The following is a 15,681-nucleotide window of genomic DNA, read 5'->3' on the forward strand; positions in this document are numbered from 1 at the left end:
CATGACTGACAGCGTAAATCCGGTTAAGCGCCTGGTTGGGCGCCTGTTTTTGTGGTTCTGGCTCACGTTGCTGGTAACCGCGATTGTCGCAATAGCAGCCACCCGGCTATGGTCAGACACGATCTCATTATCAGACCCTGAGCCCGCGGTAAATGCTGCCTTATCGCGAATCAGCGGGCAGATTAACAGTGACCGGACATCGCGGCTGCGGCTTGACAGTCTGCTGCGACGTGCATCACGCGGTATCCGGGGCGAAGTGGTTGCCTTCAATGTACAAACGGGGGAATTTATAAAAGCAAACGGTCCGCCGCTGCGTCCAGGCGATGCTGAAAATATCGAACGCCTCAGCGGACAGCGCCAGGCAATGAGCTTGCACCAGGGCATCGTGCATATCACCGGACCCGTGGCCACGCAGCATCGTGGTAAGGTGTATCAGCTCTTTGTTTTGCGCCTTGATCGCCATGGCCCTGAGCCCTATCGGCTGGCGCTGCTTGCCATAACGGCACTGTGTATTACCGCGCTGCTCGCTTACGTGTTTGCACGTTCTCTGGTGCGTCCAATTCTGTCAATTCAGAAGGCGGCGGGCGCTTTGGCGTCCGGCCAGCTTGATGCCAGGGTGTCACAGGCAGCAACACGTCAGGACGAGATTGGCACACTGGCGCGTGACTTTAACACCATGGCCAGTCAGCTCGAAGCCATGTTGCTGGCACAAAAGCGGCTACTGGCAGATATTTCCCATGAATTACGCTCCCCCCTCACACGCCTGCAAATGGCGGTGGGCATTGCCCACCAGCAACACATTGATGCGCAGGTCATCGACCGCATTGAGCGGGAGGCCGAATGCATGGAAGCGCTCATTCAGCAATTGCTGACCCTCAGTCGCGCCGAAGCCGGCACGTTGCAGCGCGAGCAGCTATCAGTGCGCGAATTGCTGTCAGAGTTACTCACTGACGCCAGTTTTGAAGCGAACAGTCTGGGTAAGGAGTTGCACGTGTCTCCCGTTCCGGATGTGCAGATAACCGTAAGTACAGACCTGCTGCGCCGGGCGACAGAAAATGTCATTCGCAATGCGCTTCACTATGCCAGCCATGATATACACATCGAGGTACAGGTAACGGATACGTCATGGACACTGATCATCAGTGACGACGGCCCCGGGCTGACTGAACAGCAGTGTGAACACATATTTACCGCGTTTTATCGTGTGTCAGCGGCCCGGGAGCGCGGCTCGGGTGGCGTCGGGCTGGGACTGTCCATTGCAAAAGCAGCGGTGGAAATGCATGATGGCCAGATTACTGCACATCCGCACGCCAACGGGGGGCTGCGGGTGACGCTGTCATTTCCCCGCTAAGACCATGTAAATGAGCTGGACATTCACCGACGAAGCTACCCTTGAGCGCGGCTTTAGCACTACTATCGAAACATTCTGGCAGCGCCAGGTAGAGCAATCTGTAATGACCGGAAAAGACGGCGTGTCGGTGCACGTGGCCTGGTGTGTGCCCAACAATGCCCGTAACACCGTGGTGATAAGCTCGGGGCGTATTGAGTCGTTGCTTAAATACAAAGAGCTTATCTTTGATTTGTACCAGAACCAGCTCGCGGTGTTTATTCTGGATCACCGTGGGCAGGGGCTGTCCGGACGAATGACTGACGATCCGCAGCACGGCTTTGTGGCCAGTTTTGATGACTACGTCGATGATTTACTCACCTTTACCGATACTATTGTGGCACCCCGTCAGGTGGGGCAGTTAACCCTGCTGTGTCACTCAATGGGCGGCGCGATTGGTGCCTTAACGTTGCTGCGCGATCCAAGCCGGTTCAGTAAAGCCGTGCTGGCATCGCCGATGTTCGGGATACGACCCGCACTGCCGCCCTGGCTGGCGAACTCGCTGGTTCATACCGGGTTGGCCTGGAACCGGCTGCGAAAAAAACGCTCAGGGTATTTCTTCGGGCAAACGCCCTATGTCGCGTTTCCTTACACACTGAATAAGCTCACGCACAGCAAAGTTCGCTATGAGCTGTTCCGCCAGCTGTACGATGAAGAGCGTCAGATCCAGCTGGGCGGTGTAACCAGTGAGTGGCTGCATGCTGCACAGGTGGCCATGAACAGAATTGAAGCCTGTGCCCCGCAAATCACCACACCCACGCTTATCTTCAGCGCCGACGGTGACAGCATTATTGATAATGACCGGCAGCGTCGGGTGGCCAGACGGTTTGCCGACGCGCAGCTTGAGGTAATTCCCGAGGCCTATCATGAACTGTTTACAGAAGCCGACCAGTACCGTGACAAGGTACTCACCCAGACCCTGGATTTTCTGACACAGCCGTAATTACAATCCCGGTTGGGCGGCAGCTGGAGACAAAGAGCAGACCTTCAACGCCCCTAATGATAGGCAGAAATGCGTAGGCTAAAATACCGAGCGAAGCGACAGAAGGCTACGTGTTATTGACCACACACAAAAGCATCATTACTTACCAACAAATGGCGACCTTGCGATGGGCGACAGTGGCACCACTTGTTTCGAAGCTGAGTGGTATTAAACTGTTGAGCTCTTTGATGCTCAGTAACTAAAAACCGGCCTTAACTGGCCGGTTTCTCAAATTCATAAATTCGGACTATCGAAGCAGGGTATAATCCGTTATTGACGTTTAAGAGTCAGTTTAACGAAGCCGGCATTTTGCATAAGCGTGTCTTCATCAACGATTTCAAATACGTCTTCGCTGCCAGATTCGTCCTCCATCACCAGATATTTTTTATCACCTGATTCGCGGACAAAGATATCGAATTCTGTTCGCTGACCACTGCTCTCCACATAGTCGTCGCCGATAATCAGTGTGCCGGATTGACCTACCATAGCCAGCATTTTATCCATGCCACCACCGCCTATTTTCCAAGTGCCTTCATAACCATGTCCACCGCAGGCTGTCAGTAGAAGAGAGATGGCCGCAATCGCTAAAAATCGAAGTTTCATAAATACCTCAAAGTAAGTGTTTCTGTGTTTATTTTTTGTTCTATCAGAAAGCTGCCTGACGGCAGCTTTTTTCGTTTGTTATTTAATATCCGTCAGCAGCTGCGGCGTACCGAACTGCTTCAGTGTCCCGCCAGCCTGTTTCACGACAGCCTCCCAGAAAGCCTCAAGCGAATTCAATGCAGACTGTGAAGAGTAAGCGCTACCGCCTTGAGCATAACCGCCACCGATAACAAAAACCTCTACAGAAGACAGCGCTGTTGGCACGATACTATTCGCATATTTGGCAAACTCAGCATCGGCATCAATGGCGCGAACGCTGCCAGCGGAGTAAAAGCTCGACATATCTGAGTTTTCCAGCATATCGGATACCAAGATCAAGATACGACGCTGCGTATTGTTCTCAGCGAACACTGTTTTGGACACATCGAGCAGTGAACCAACCAGCTCAGTTTTCGGGTAATTCTGATCGCTATCGTGAAAAGAGCCTTTAAGCTGTTTGTGCACAAGGTTAATGGCCTTGGTGCTTTGCATTTCCATGCACTTATCGAATTTGCCGAGCTTCAGTCGGTTCATTGCGTTGCGCTGCTCTTCACTCATCGGCTGGTCAAACTCACCGTCAAAGGTGATATCGGTATACCGACCTTGTGCGTTGGCAGAGAAGGACACTACACGAATGCGATCACCGGTACCAACCAGTTGCTGTACCTGATGGTGGACGCTCTTCTTAAGGTTGGTATCAAGATTAACGGTTTGGTCAACCATAACCACAATATCTCTAAGTGGTGTAGTGGGTTTGATGTCCGCTACCTCCGCATAGTCATAGCATGACACGATATCGTCCCGGTCCGCCTGAGCAACGGCGAAATGACTCGCCGCTGCCGCAAGCATCATTAATGCTGCGCGTTTGATCATAGTTTACCTTCCGCTTTAAGCTTTTCTAAGATGCGAGCACGTTGCTCTTCGGGTGTTTCTTGCTTTTGAGCCTGCGCTTCTTCCAGCAACTGTTTTTCCATTTCTTCGTCGCTCAACGTCGTCTGTTCCTGCTGTTCAGCGAGTAGTTGCTTTTCCATCTCAGCGTCAGACAATGGAGTCTCTGGCTCTGCCTGAGATTGTGTCGCTGGAGCGGGGGAGGTGTCTGTTGCAGCCGTGGACATAATGTCAGAGTGCTCACGCTCACGATCCAGTTTGGTTCGAGTCTGACGGTTACGGCTGGCCATGGACTGCTCTGCATCCTGTTCAACATAGCTCAAGAAAGTACGCTCTGATGTATTGCCCAGCAGGACAGCTATATGGCTGTTCATAGTGTTGTCGCTTAAGGTTTTAGCCATACGCGATTGCAAATCACTCAGAGTTTTTTGCGCTCGCTGGACAATCTTTTTCGCCTTGGCATCCATCGCCATTTCATACTGGCTTTTGGTTTTGTACTTATGAGTACTTTCCCATGCGCTTTTAGAGTGTTTACCGACAAAACCAAACTTAAACGATACCCATGTCGCAAAGGCTTGTAGTACCAGAAACAAAATGGCCAACATGCCGAACGTTGCCCAGCTACCTTCTTTGGTTGCCTGACAAATTTCAGACTCGCCTTTCGCTTTCGCTTCTTTAGATGTTTGTTGCGCTTCAGCCGGAGGAGGCGGAGCGTCACTGTAAAGGTCGGCAAAGTCACCGCCACCACTGTTGGTTGCTGCTGCTCCCGGCTGGCACATAGCGTCCTGAGTCTGAGCCACTTCAAGTGTTTTTACTCGAACAAAGGTGATGATGACACCGATGATAGCGATAGCCACGACAGCGCTTATAGTAAAGGTGTGCTTCTTCTTAGGTGTATCGACATCAAGGCGGTTTAAACGGCGCTTATACTTCGGGCTATCTTCATCAGAGAAGTCTTCAATCGCATAGTCATAGTCAATCTCATCAAGCGTCTTTGGACGGGTTTGGGGATCGTCCACTGCCCAGTTATTCCGGATGCGACCAAGAATACTGTTGCGGTACATCTCGTGACCCATTAGGTGGGTCAGGAACGCAAGGATAACTGCAAAGGCGATAGCGACTATCCACGTCATAATCACCCGGGTGTTTTCAGAGGCGCTTAAGTCAATGAAGCCACTCATGGTGTAGCTGAAACCCCATGCCTCTAATACAAGGACAGCAAACAATCCCAGCATTAAGAATACACCAAGGGGCTTTCTGCCTGACTCACCGACAATAGACAGGTACTGCTTACAGGCTTCGTAATAGTCACCGTCTTTGTGGATCTTGCTATAGAGCTCTGAGTAGTCCTGACAGACAACGGTTTCTGAATGGAACCAATCACCATTGGTGTCGGGGTTTTTAGATAGAGAGCGGAGTTTACCGAATAGGAAGTTGTGGTATTTAAACCCTTTCCACCACAGGCTTACTGCGTCCCAGTTGGTATAGGCGAAATAAAATAATATCGACAGCGTCAATGCGATAACAATCAAGATATCGCGATAGGTGCTGAGCAAACTCACCAGATCCATTTTCTTATCCTTCTACTAAATTCATCTTGAATGATTTTGCCATCAGGTCTTGGTTTTCCTGATAAATCACGGCGCTTGCACGCGTTGTTCTGTCACCATTGGTGTTGAACACAACGTCAGTACAGCGCATCAGTGCATCGTCTTCTTTGGCGAACATGCGAACCAGCACGGTGCCATCCCCACGATAGGTTTCGACGCTGACCGGATACTTGTAATCTGGTTGTGTTGCGCTGCCGTCGTAGTTCTTATAGAAGCTGATATGCGGCTTGTGTGTTGGGTTCAGAGTTTCTTTTTCGATACCAATTGGGCCTACGGTGATACCGGTCTTAGCGGCCATGCCATACCAAGCTGTACCATACAGATTCGTAATGCTTTCTGAGACCTTTGCTTTTTGAATTGAACGGCCTGTGTAGCTTTTCAGTGTGGACTCGGCCACTGGTGCGGTGTATGCGCAGCTACCGATAAAGTGGCTATCATCAGCCTGTGCCGTGGGGAAGAAGGGTATTGATGACTCTCTCTCACGCTCGCCTAATGCCGCAACCACATAGGACTGATCAAACTTAGACAGGGCGACACCATTCAGGCCAAGGCTTTCAGAGCGACGCTTGGACGATGCTTTGACTTTGGGCTCTGGCGCCTTATCCTGTGTAGACGGGTCCTTTTTCTCTACCACAGGCAAATCGTTAATAACGTTTTCGATACGCGTCTTTTTTGCACTAGCGACCTGCACAACCTGCTCGTCCGGCACCATGTTCCTCTCTGGGCCTTTATCGCCTCGTTTGTCCAGCATGACGTCGACTAGCTCGAAACGGCGGTTCTTTCGTTTGCCATCTTCCGTCTGGTTACTTGCGACCGGCTGAGATTCACCGACCCCTTCAAAGAATATGCGGTCGGGGTTCGCTCCTACTTTCACCAATTCGTCAGCAATGAATTTTGCTCTGCGCTCAGACAGCTTTTGGTTGTAGGATGCAGAGCCTGAACTGTCTGTGTGGCCAACTACGTATATCTTAGATGCTTCATCCAAACTTTTTATGTAGCCCTTTAGGAAGCCGCGAAGATTTTTCAATTGCTGAGGGTCAGTAACCTCTGCTCTATTGGAGGCAAACATCGGCTTTTTGGTTGATAGCGATACTTGTGAAGCAATGACATTCTCTTCTGCATCATCTGAAAAGCTTGTGCCTTTCTCCTTATCGATGGCAATCCGCTCGAATTCAGGCTTCAGTGAGTTCTTTTGGGCGAGTTCTTCAAGCTCCTTTTCCCGGGCATCAATGTAAGCGCCGACACCACAACCAACAATTCCGCCAGCCAGAGCACCAATCGCTGCTTTTTTTACATCTCCGGTTCCCATGAAGGTCGCAACTCCCCCAGCAAGTGCGCCACCCATACAACCAAGTGCAGTGTTAGACATACCGTCTGTTGAGGCGCATCCGTTTAGCATCAAGGGGGCAGAAAGGGCCAAGACTACGGATTTATAGGTTCTTTTATGTTTCATCCCTCGGGGTTCCTTATTTTATTCATACTAAGACATCATTTAGTCCGTCGACTATCACGCTACGACCATGAAAGGCTTCCTCGTGACAAAGTCAAAATAAGCTAGATATATGGTGTGCCTGCAATTGAATGTAATGCAGGTAGACCACAACTATTTCATAAAAACGGATTTGGGATACTAATAGTGAGGAGTACCTTTCAATCCGTGAAAGCGCAGTGCAGCTTTTTTAAGTGCCCAGCGGTCAATTCCCATCTGATGTTACTTGAATTACGTGGTGCGAAAACAAGCTAGGGGTAATTAAATTTAAGCCATAGCCTAAATTTTAATCCTTAGATTCAGCATCATAGCATGTTACGTTCATATTGCGAACAAACCCTGTGTGTTGACTTTCCAAGCTACCGTAGTAGTGAAGTGGTCATGTTTTGTCAGGCGTTGTTTAACACTTTGGAGCCGGCTCACATTTTATGAGCTGCAACATTTAGACCCTGTTTCTTATCGTGTACTAGTGAAGTCTAACCAGTTCTCATTATATCCCTTCATTTTTATTGAATTCAGCTCCGCTCGATCGAGCTTGTATTTATTGATGATAAACTCTTCGGAGTCTAGAACTGATAGACCCTCATCTTGAAGCTTTACACTTTAGCCCACCTTTCGATATTACGCTGAATAAAACCCTCAGATAATTTACGACGTTCCTTCAACATTTCCGTTGATTTCTCTAAGAGCGAAGCTTTAATTAATCGAACAACGTCTGGAGTAACCTTATAAATTAACTCAGAAATATCAATTTCATCTGCAATTTCAGGATTATCTTCAATTTTTTTGTTGAGAGAGTCCACAAATACATTATGAAGATTATCCATCCAACTCACCTATGATTCGTTACTGCTTTATGCTGAGAGTTGATAGTAACCCTCGTTTTCACTGAAAAACTATAATCTGTGTTTTCATGGGAAAGAATGTTATATGTCCGCTTCACGTACTAACGAGACCCTCACCTCCGCGAGGGTGACGGGCTGGTTTGGGCACTGAACAAACTGTTAGAACTGATTGAGCATTATCTTGGTTAGTGTCAGGTAAAGTTGAGGTCAATCCATAGTAGTGCCTGTACAGGCAGACGAAATCAGGCCGCTGTTCGCTTTTTGTTCGCGTCGTTTTAGGGAAAGTGGTAATGTACTTTACGAATACTGGTTGCAAGAGGTCGTCGGGTGCAACGCGTTACAAGCCGAGCTGTCACGCTTTTACTGGCATTGAGTTTTGCCCTCTCTGCATACGGCAAAGACTCTGTTATCCGCTTTTACACTGAAATTGCGGCCCCGTTTTATTGGCTCGATGAGAATGATCAGCCACAGGGGGCGAGTCTTGAGCTGGCAACCGCTGTGGCAGACAAGGCGAAGCTAAATGCCACTGTCGAGCACCTGGCCTGGGCGAGAGCCTATTACGAAGCCACATCATCCCAATGTGGTACTTATTTCCGTCCTCAAAACACCGGCGCGTGAGTCTGAGTTTCAGTGGCTGGGGCTGGTGCATGTAGCGCGTGCCTCGTTTATCAGGCTGACAGCGCGAGAACAGCTCTATATCGATAGCCCTGAACAGGCCCGACAATACCGGGTAGGGACGATTCGTGGTTATGGTGCAGCCAGCTATCTGAAAAAACAGGGTTTTGTTGAAAATGAAAATCTGTTTCTGGCAACCAATCCGGAACAGCTCTGGTCCATGCTGTATAGTCAGCGAATAGACCTGGTGTTGTCCAACCTGGAAACCGACCGCTATGAAATAGCGAGTATTGGCCTGGATCCCGACAAAGTAACTGCCATTCATAACGTCGAGGCGCTGAATCTGCAGCTGCAGATGGCAACCGGGCTTTCGACACCTGAAGATACCGTTGAAAGCATTCGTAAAGCTCTGCACCAGCTGAAGGAAGGCGGCGATTATGAGCGCATCATGCAGAAGTGGGGGCTGTTGTAACGTACAGAAATTACCACCACGCTTTTCCCGCACCGGCGTTCCCCGCTAAACGTTCAGTCGCCTTTGCAAAAAGGGTATGAAAGTTCAGACGTGCTACAAAAATTACACAAAAACATTCAGATACATTCTGTGTAGACTATGCTTTTCTGAAACGGACTTGTCATGGGGTGGTTTTTGCGGTCAATTAATCCGACTCTCTTGCTGTTATTGCTGCTTCCCAGTCCAGCGTGGGCATGGGCAGAAAAGATACAGGCATTGCCAGCTATTACATTTACCCTTGTATTCTGGGCACTTGTCGGCCTTGCGGCGCTGTTTTGTGTGCTGTATCTGGTTTCACGTATTTCTGCAAAGCGTTATCAGAAAGCGCGGGATAAACAGCAGTCCACCAGTACGCAGCTACAGGCGCAACTTGATAGCCTGAGCACCGGTATTGTGCTGTTAAGTGACCAGCAGCGCATTATGTATGTAAATCGCACGGGGGCTTACCTGCTTGGTAAAAAAGCCGATGCACTTCTTGATACTGAACTGACAGCCGCAATGCCCGAAACACTCAGCCACGATTTGCTGCATGCTCTTGCCGGTGCCAGAGAACAGGTGCTGCAATGTAAGTTACCATCACGGGACCGCCACTACCGGGTGAGAGTTACCCCTAAAATGCCCGATGTGACCGGCTGCGCCGCCCAGGTGCTGCTGGAAGATGTCGATCGCCTGCAGCATGAAATTGATAAGGGAGACGCGCTTGCCGGGCACCTGAGCGCACTGTGGGACACGGCGCAAACGGGGTTAATTCGTCTCGATACCGGTTCCGGAGACGTCACGGTCAGCGCATCACTGGAGAAGTGGCTTGAACAGCCGCCCGTCACCGGCGATGAGATTGCCGGGATATTCTCTGACAGCGATAAGCCAGCAGTTTCTGAGCTTATCAACCGGGCCAAAGACGGCGAGGGTGACACTATCGAGGTCACGCTTAACAGCACGGGTCGTGCGATACCAGTATGGCTAACATCCCGCTGTGCCACGCACACGCTGCATGACACGCCGCTTATTCATCTGACGCTGACAAGCCGTGAGCGAGAACTACAACACGAAGCTGACGCGCAGAATGCGAAAAAACGTTACCAGTCCTTAACCGCGTTGCTGCCTCAGGCTTGTTACCTTACCGATGCAGACCTGAAACTAACAGAGTGTAACCGCAGTTTTGCCAAGGTGTTCGGCGTCGATCCGATGCGCGTGAAAGGTAAACCAATTACCGAAATAAGCTGCTTCAATGACGCGATGGCGTCACTGCATCTGAACCTCGAAACCGCCATGCCCAAGCATGCTACCGTTACCTTAGCTCTGGCAGATGATCTTAAGAAAACGCTTAAGGTGCATGTTCAGGCTGTGTATGAGGACGGCAAGCGCACCGGGATCCTGGGTATCGCCGAAGATATTACCACGCAGGTACAGCTTGAAAATGATCGCCAGCATGCGGTGAAACGTCTGCATGCCTTTATTGACCGGGCTCCGATGGGCGTTGTGGTGTTTGACGGCGACGATAAAATAAAAGAGGTAAATCATACGGTTACCCGCCAGCTAGGGCTGTCGGCCGATGAAATCAGGCAGCGCACCTTTTATGACATGTTCAGTCAGGGCGATCAGGCAGGCCGGGCGGCCAGAAAGCTGCATCGCCATGACCAGTTTTCCGAACTGCCAGCCTTGCTTAACAGTAACGGCAAACCCGTCTCCACAACGCTCTATGCCAGTAAAATTAATGAACTGCCTCAGGAGTTTGTGTGCTGGATTGGCGGGCGCGAAGAGCAGGATTATCTGAATGACCGGTTCGAGCGTCTCATCAAATATGCCAGTGTGCCGGTGGGAATACTGGAGGAGCAGGGATTTAGTCACTTAAATACTGCTGCCTGCGTATTTTTTGGACTGCATGATGAGGACGAACTGCTTGGCAAGGGCCCCGATGAGGGCTTACTGAATGACAATGAGGAGAAAGCCCGCCAGCTTAGTGAGAAACTCAGTACGGCCCGTCATCAGGGGCAGGTGCAGACGTTTACGTGGCAACATACGTTTCGCGGTCAGTCATTACCCTGTGAGCTGACGCTCATTCCGGTACTGCGTGACGGCGAGCTACAATCGGTGATCTGCATTTGGGTCGATTTACGGGCGCTGGAAAAAGCCAACGCGGCACGTACCGAGGCACTGCAGTTACGCGAGGCGGCCGAAAAAGAAGTTGCCGAAAAACAACAACTGCTGGCCTCCAGTCAGAGTAAGCTGGAAAAGCAGTCGGCCACCCTGGCACAGACCGAAGAAAGTCTTGCGACGACCGAGCAGAAACTCTCTGAAGCCGAAGAAGACCTGTCGGAAAAAATGGGCACCATTACCGATCTTCAGCAGGCCCACAAAGACATTAGCGAACATCTGGCCAGCCTGCAGGGCGACTATGCCCGCAATAAAAACTTACTGGCGCAGAGTCAGCAGGCAAATGCCGATCTTGAAGCACAACTGAAACAGTCCAGCGCCAAGGTAGGTCGTCTGGAGGCGCAGCGCAATCAAATAGCCGATAAGCTGCAATACAGTGAAAAGCAATATCAGCAGGCTCAGGCACAGCTGGACGAGAGCAAGAAGGAAACCGAACGGTTGCGCGAGGCACGCCGGGAGCAGGAGCAGGAAGTTGAGCAGTACCTGTCGCAAATCACCAGCCTCAAAGACTCCATTGGCGACAAAGACAAACAGTTGTCTGACGTCAGCGGCCAGATCAATGCCCTGCAGTCGCAGTTAGTCAGTTCGGGTGAGGCGTCAGATAAACTACGCGAGCAGCTTGCCAATCAGCGTAAAGCCAGCGACAGGGCCGAGAAGCAGCGCCGTGAAATTGAGCTGGCCTGTCAGGCCGCCGAAGCTGAGCTGGCGGCCAAAGCCCGCAATATTGAACATTTGCAGCATGAAATGCAGATGCTTGAGAAAATGTCGCAGCAGGAGAAAGGCGACATGGAAGCTTACGCCAGCCAGCTCCAGCAGGAGCTGGAAGCCAAACAGTCGCAGTTAAGTCAGACTGAATCCGCGCTTGAGAAAATTCGCGCGCAGTCGGAAGCCGATCAGCGCGAGAAAGCCCAGCAACAGGATGTGCTGGCGAAATTGCAGCAGGAAATGCAGCAGGCTGAGCAGCAGGCGAAAGCGCAGCAGGAGAAAATGGCGACCCTCGACGCCGAGCGTAAAGCGGAGCAGCAGCGCATGCAGGAGGCCCTGCAAGCCAAGCAGGCGCAGTTAAGTGAAACAGCGCGCAACCTCGAAGAGGCGAAAAAGCAGAACGAAGATGCCGCAGCAGAAAAAGCCCGGCAGCAGGCCATGCTGGACAAACTGCAACAGGACATGCAAACCACCCGCGACGAGGCAGAGGCGCAGCAAGCCAGGCTCGCGGCGATGAGTGCCGAGCGCAAAGAAGAGCATGCAAAACTGCAGGAAGACCTGCAGGCCAAGCAGAAACAGCTTCAGGAAACCAAGTCATTCCTGCAGGATGCCAAACAACAAACCGAATCAGAAAAAGCCGAGAAGGCCCGCCAGCAGGCCATTTTTGAAAAACTCAAGTCTGAGCTTGCGACCATGGAAGCCAAATCAGCCGAGCAGCAACAGGCCATTGCCGAGACCGACAAGGCGCGCCAGGCCGAACAACAGGCCATGGAAGAGAAGCTGGCTGCCCGCCAGAAGCAGCTTGAAGAAACCCGCGCAGAACTGAGTGCCCGTCAGCAGCAAATGGACGAAGAGAAGCAGGCCCGCCAGACACAGCAGGCCTTGCTGGAGAAACTGCAGTCAGAAATGGCCAGCATGGAAAAACGTGCGCAAGAGCAGCAACAGGCCATGTCGAGTAGCGACAAGCGGCGTGCGGAAGAACAGGCCCGGCTGGCCAAAGAGCTGGAAGGCAAACAGCAGCAACTGGAAGAGGCGCGTAAAGAGCTTACCGCCAGACAGCAGCAGATGGACGCCGAGAAACTGGCCCGTGAAGAGCAGCAGGCCATGTTAGAACAACTGAAGTCAGAATTGTCAGATGTGGCGCAGCGCGCTGAGAAACAAAAAGAAATGATGAGTGGCAGTGATGAGCAGTGGCGCAGGCATCACGAAGAAATCGAAGCGCAGAAGAAGCAATTGCAACAGGCACTCAGTCAGGCTGAAAATCAGAATACGTCTATGCAGTCGCAGCTTGAACAGAGCCGCGAGGCGCTGACGCAGGCCGAGAGCAAGGTTTCCAGGACCATAAGCGAAGAGCAGAAACTGCAAAGTGAGCTGAATACTGCCCGCGAGCAGGCAGCATCGTTACGTGAGCGTCTGGCGCAGCAGGAGGCGCAGGAGGCACAGCTGCAGTCACAGGTGAGATCGCAGCAATCCGCGCTGAAAGAACGTGAGCAGAGTATCAGTGATCTGCAGGCCAAACAGAAGGCGCTGGCCGACAAGCTCTCTGCCATCGAGAAAGAGTACGCACAGACCAAAGCTTCGCTCAGTCAGCAGGACTCCAGTCAGAGTGAACTTAGTGATCAACTGAAACAGCTGGAAAGCGAGCTGCTGCAAAGCAAGTCACAGCTGGATACCAAGGAAAAAGCGTTACAACAGGCGCAGACCAAACTGAAAGACAGTGAGCATAAACTGGTCGAGCAGGAACAGGCGCTGGTGGACGCGCAAAAAGCTGAGCTGCAAAAGGAAAATGCCGACGACACGCCGAGCCGGCCAGTGCCGGCCTTTGCCAAAGCCCCCATGCCTGCCGACCCCATTGTCTGGTTTGATTTGCTGCCGTACCTGCAGCAAAACGAACAGGTGGGGTCGCTTGCACAGTCACTGACCAGCCTGATGGATAACCTCAGCGAAGCGGTAGAAGGAGTGGAGCAGGCCGTGATGGAGGACAGTCGTGGCAAGATCCTGACCAGCAGCCGCAAGCTGGTCAGTGTGATAAAAACTGTTCAGTCTGATCCACTCAATGACATGGCTGCCCGGCTTCAGGCCGACTATGAATCGAATAACTTCGATAATATTTCGATTTTCTGGCCCACTGCCAGACAAAACCTGATGAAAACGTTGCGGGTGATTTACTCTCACCTGCATGAGTAGTGCATTATCACTGACTAAGTATCGGCGCGTCCGTTGTGGACTGAGAAGAAAGGCAATGGCGGTGTTGACACGTACTTATTATTCGCATGTGCAAAGCGCCCCCAGGCTTAAATTTGCCTGGGGGCGACTGTGACCGCTCATACGCAGACTAGTTGAATGTGCTGATGATTGCGGGGATCCCCGGAAACATGCCAATAATTGCCATTACCGTGCACAGTACAACAAATGTAATGCCGGGAATGATCCAGCGGCCGGTTTTGCCCAGTTCGCTGGCACGGTCTTTACAGCCGACCATACCGATATTGTCCAGCAGCATCGTGAATGACCAGCCAAATACCGGATTGACCAGTACTGACGACACCACCACCAGCGCCGCCGATTGTGTGGTCTTGCCTTCCCGGGTCATTTGCATACCGGCCTCCATCAGCGGCAGGAAAACCCCTACAATCAGGGCGACAGACAGTACCGGCGGCCACACTGCCAGATCCATGGGGTAGCCCCACAGTGCAGCAATAACACACAAGACGCCGGTTACGACTGCGCCTGCCGGGATAGGGCGCCGGGCGATGGATGCCGGAATGATGTAGGTTCCCCAGGATGACGCAATATTACCGCCTCCCAGCATACTGCCGACGGCCTGCCGTGTAGATGCAGCGATCATGGTATCGTCAATGTTCATCTGTACTTTTTGCGTCTTTTTGGGATAGCTGATTTTCTGAAAGACCTGATGGCCAAGAAAATCCGGTGACCACATTGCGACCGCCAGCACGGCAAAAGGCAGAACCGCGACAAAGTGTGACCAGCCAGGCAGTCCCAGTTGCCAGCCGGTGCTTTCGCCCCACCAGTAGGCAGGGTTAAGGTTAGGTACACCCGGCGCGGTGGTGAACTCGAACGGTGCGCCCATCGCCAGTGCGAGAACCGCGGCAACACCGGCGCCCAGCGGAATCGCCAGCCAGCGCTTTTTGATATGCTCAAGCCAGGCGTAAAGAACAATAGTCACGATCAGTACGACGAACGCAAGGTACCCCATGTCGAAACCCTCGGCCCAGGCAAACAGTTTCTTCACCTGCCCGGTAATGCCAATAAATCCAAGGTAAAGCAGTAAGCCGCCGCACACGCCGTTACTGGTAAGTTTGGCCAGAATACTGCCGCCGCGTGTTATTCCCAGTAGCAAACCAAATAGGCCAATAAGTAAACCCAGTGCCATTGGATGACCACCTGAGGCGACAATGATCGGGACCAGGGGAAGCAAGGGGCCATGTGTACCGGCAAGGTTGGCTGTGGGATTAATAAATCCTGACACCAGTATGGCGAACAGCACGCCAGCAATCAGCAATTCAAAACGCACATTCTCAATGACAAAGTCGGAGGACAGACCGAGCGGGGCAGCAAACGCGCCGACCACGGCCGCCACCATCACAATTTTTCCAATGGTTGCGGCCATGCCCGGCACCAGATCTTCAAACTCAAACCGGTAGTCGCGAAGCGGCAGATTAGGCCGCCATCGTCGCGGCGACATGATAGACAGTTCATGATCAAGGTAGTCTGCGCGGCTGGCAAATGCAGTGGCAGGTTGCGATTGTGATGCATAGTCAGATGATTGCTCGTAAGACACACCGTACCTCAAGGTTGTTGAAGGAGCGGCCAGTCTAGGTGGCAGTGTACT

The 15,681-nt window shown here is 51.7% G+C and carries 11 protein-coding genes; 5 read left to right on the forward strand and 6 right to left on the reverse strand.

What is annotated here, in order from left to right; translation table 11 throughout:
* The first annotated feature begins 1 nt into the window (after position 1).
* Both IE054_RS04850 and IE054_RS04855 read left to right on the forward strand, forming a co-directional pair.
* Complete coding sequence (locus IE054_RS04850) at positions 2–1,351, forward strand: ATP-binding protein (protein WP_189403958.1); 1,350 nt, start codon at positions 2–4, stop codon at positions 1,349–1,351.
* Positions 1,352–1,361: 10 nt separating this feature from the next.
* Positions 1,362–2,330: an alpha/beta fold hydrolase gene (locus IE054_RS04855; RefSeq protein ID WP_189403959.1), complete on the forward strand. Its 969-nt coding sequence runs from the start codon at positions 1,362–1,364 to the stop codon at positions 2,328–2,330.
* Between the two features lie 309 nt (positions 2,331–2,639).
* Here IE054_RS04855 and IE054_RS04860 read toward each other — a convergent pair whose 3' ends face one another.
* From IE054_RS04860 to IE054_RS04880, 5 genes are all read right to left on the reverse strand, one after another.
* Positions 2,640–2,972: a hypothetical protein gene (locus IE054_RS04860; RefSeq protein ID WP_189403960.1), complete on the reverse strand. Its 333-nt coding sequence runs from the start codon at positions 2,970–2,972 to the stop codon at positions 2,640–2,642.
* A gap of 78 nt (positions 2,973–3,050) precedes the next feature.
* Complete coding sequence (locus tag IE054_RS04865) at positions 3,051–3,884, reverse strand: hypothetical protein (RefSeq protein WP_189403961.1); 834 nt, start codon at positions 3,882–3,884, stop codon at positions 3,051–3,053.
* Positions 3,881–5,470 carry a cell envelope integrity TolA family protein gene (locus IE054_RS04870; protein WP_189403962.1) on the reverse strand — a complete coding sequence of 530 codons (1,590 nt, stop codon included), beginning with the start codon at positions 5,468–5,470 and terminating at the stop codon, positions 3,881–3,883. The genes IE054_RS04865 and IE054_RS04870 overlap by 4 nt, the downstream gene beginning before the upstream one ends.
* 4 nt (positions 5,471–5,474) lie before the next feature.
* Positions 5,475–6,962 (reverse strand): OmpA family protein, encoded by a 1,488-nt coding sequence (locus IE054_RS04875; protein ID WP_189403963.1) that lies wholly within the window; start codon positions 6,960–6,962, stop codon positions 5,475–5,477.
* A gap of 632 nt (positions 6,963–7,594) precedes the next feature.
* Complete coding sequence (locus IE054_RS04880; RefSeq protein ID WP_189403964.1) at positions 7,595–7,825, reverse strand: hypothetical protein; 231 nt, start codon at positions 7,823–7,825, stop codon at positions 7,595–7,597.
* Between the two features lie 345 nt (positions 7,826–8,170).
* Between IE054_RS04880 and IE054_RS04885 the strand changes: the two genes are divergently transcribed.
* The 3 genes from IE054_RS04885 to IE054_RS04895 all read left to right on the forward strand — a co-directional run bounded on the left by IE054_RS04885 (position 8,171) and on the right by IE054_RS04895 (position 14,015).
* Positions 8,171–8,461: a transporter substrate-binding domain-containing protein gene (locus tag IE054_RS04885; protein ID WP_189403965.1), complete on the forward strand. Its 291-nt coding sequence runs from the start codon at positions 8,171–8,173 to the stop codon at positions 8,459–8,461.
* Entirely contained in the window at positions 8,424–8,930 is a 507-nt protein-coding gene (locus IE054_RS04890) for a substrate-binding periplasmic protein (protein WP_189403966.1), read from the forward strand. The genes IE054_RS04885 and IE054_RS04890 overlap by 38 nt, the downstream gene beginning before the upstream one ends.
* A 162-nt stretch (positions 8,931–9,092) precedes the next feature.
* Positions 9,093–14,015 (forward strand): PAS domain S-box protein, encoded by a 4,923-nt coding sequence (locus tag IE054_RS04895; protein ID WP_189403967.1) that lies wholly within the window; start codon positions 9,093–9,095, stop codon positions 14,013–14,015.
* 148 nt (positions 14,016–14,163) lie between these two features.
* Here the strand turns inward: IE054_RS04895 and IE054_RS04900 are convergent, their stop codons facing one another.
* Positions 14,164–15,630 (reverse strand): DUF3360 family protein, encoded by a 1,467-nt coding sequence (locus IE054_RS04900; RefSeq protein WP_189403968.1) that lies wholly within the window; start codon positions 15,628–15,630, stop codon positions 14,164–14,166.
* Positions 15,631–15,681: the final 51 nt, after the last annotated feature.

The sequence above is a fragment of the Alteromonas halophila genome (genome assembly GCF_014651815.1).
Taxonomy (GTDB): Bacteria; Pseudomonadota; Gammaproteobacteria; order Enterobacterales; family Alteromonadaceae; genus Alteromonas; species Alteromonas halophila.

Excerpts from the sequence above, each read along its gene's own strand:
- IE054_RS04850 (WP_189403958.1), top strand. The coding sequence starts at position 2 with ATGACTGACAGCGTAAATCCGGTTAAGCGCCTGGTTGGGCGCCTGTTT.
- IE054_RS04855 (WP_189403959.1), top strand. The coding sequence starts at position 1,362 with ATGAGCTGGACATTCACCGACGAAGCTACCCTTGAGCGCGGCTTTAGC.
- IE054_RS04860 (WP_189403960.1), bottom strand. The coding sequence starts at position 2,972 with ATGAAACTTCGATTTTTAGCGATTGCGGCCATCTCTCTTCTACTGACA.
- IE054_RS04865 (WP_189403961.1), bottom strand. The coding sequence starts at position 3,884 with ATGATCAAACGCGCAGCATTAATGATGCTTGCGGCAGCGGCGAGTCAT.
- IE054_RS04870 (WP_189403962.1), bottom strand. The coding sequence starts at position 5,470 with ATGGATCTGGTGAGTTTGCTCAGCACCTATCGCGATATCTTGATTGTT.
- IE054_RS04875 (WP_189403963.1), bottom strand. The coding sequence starts at position 6,962 with ATGAAACATAAAAGAACCTATAAATCCGTAGTCTTGGCCCTTTCTGCC.
- IE054_RS04880 (WP_189403964.1), bottom strand. The coding sequence starts at position 7,825 with ATGGATAATCTTCATAATGTATTTGTGGACTCTCTCAACAAAAAAATT.
- IE054_RS04895 (WP_189403967.1), top strand. The coding sequence starts at position 9,093 with ATGGGGTGGTTTTTGCGGTCAATTAATCCGACTCTCTTGCTGTTATTG.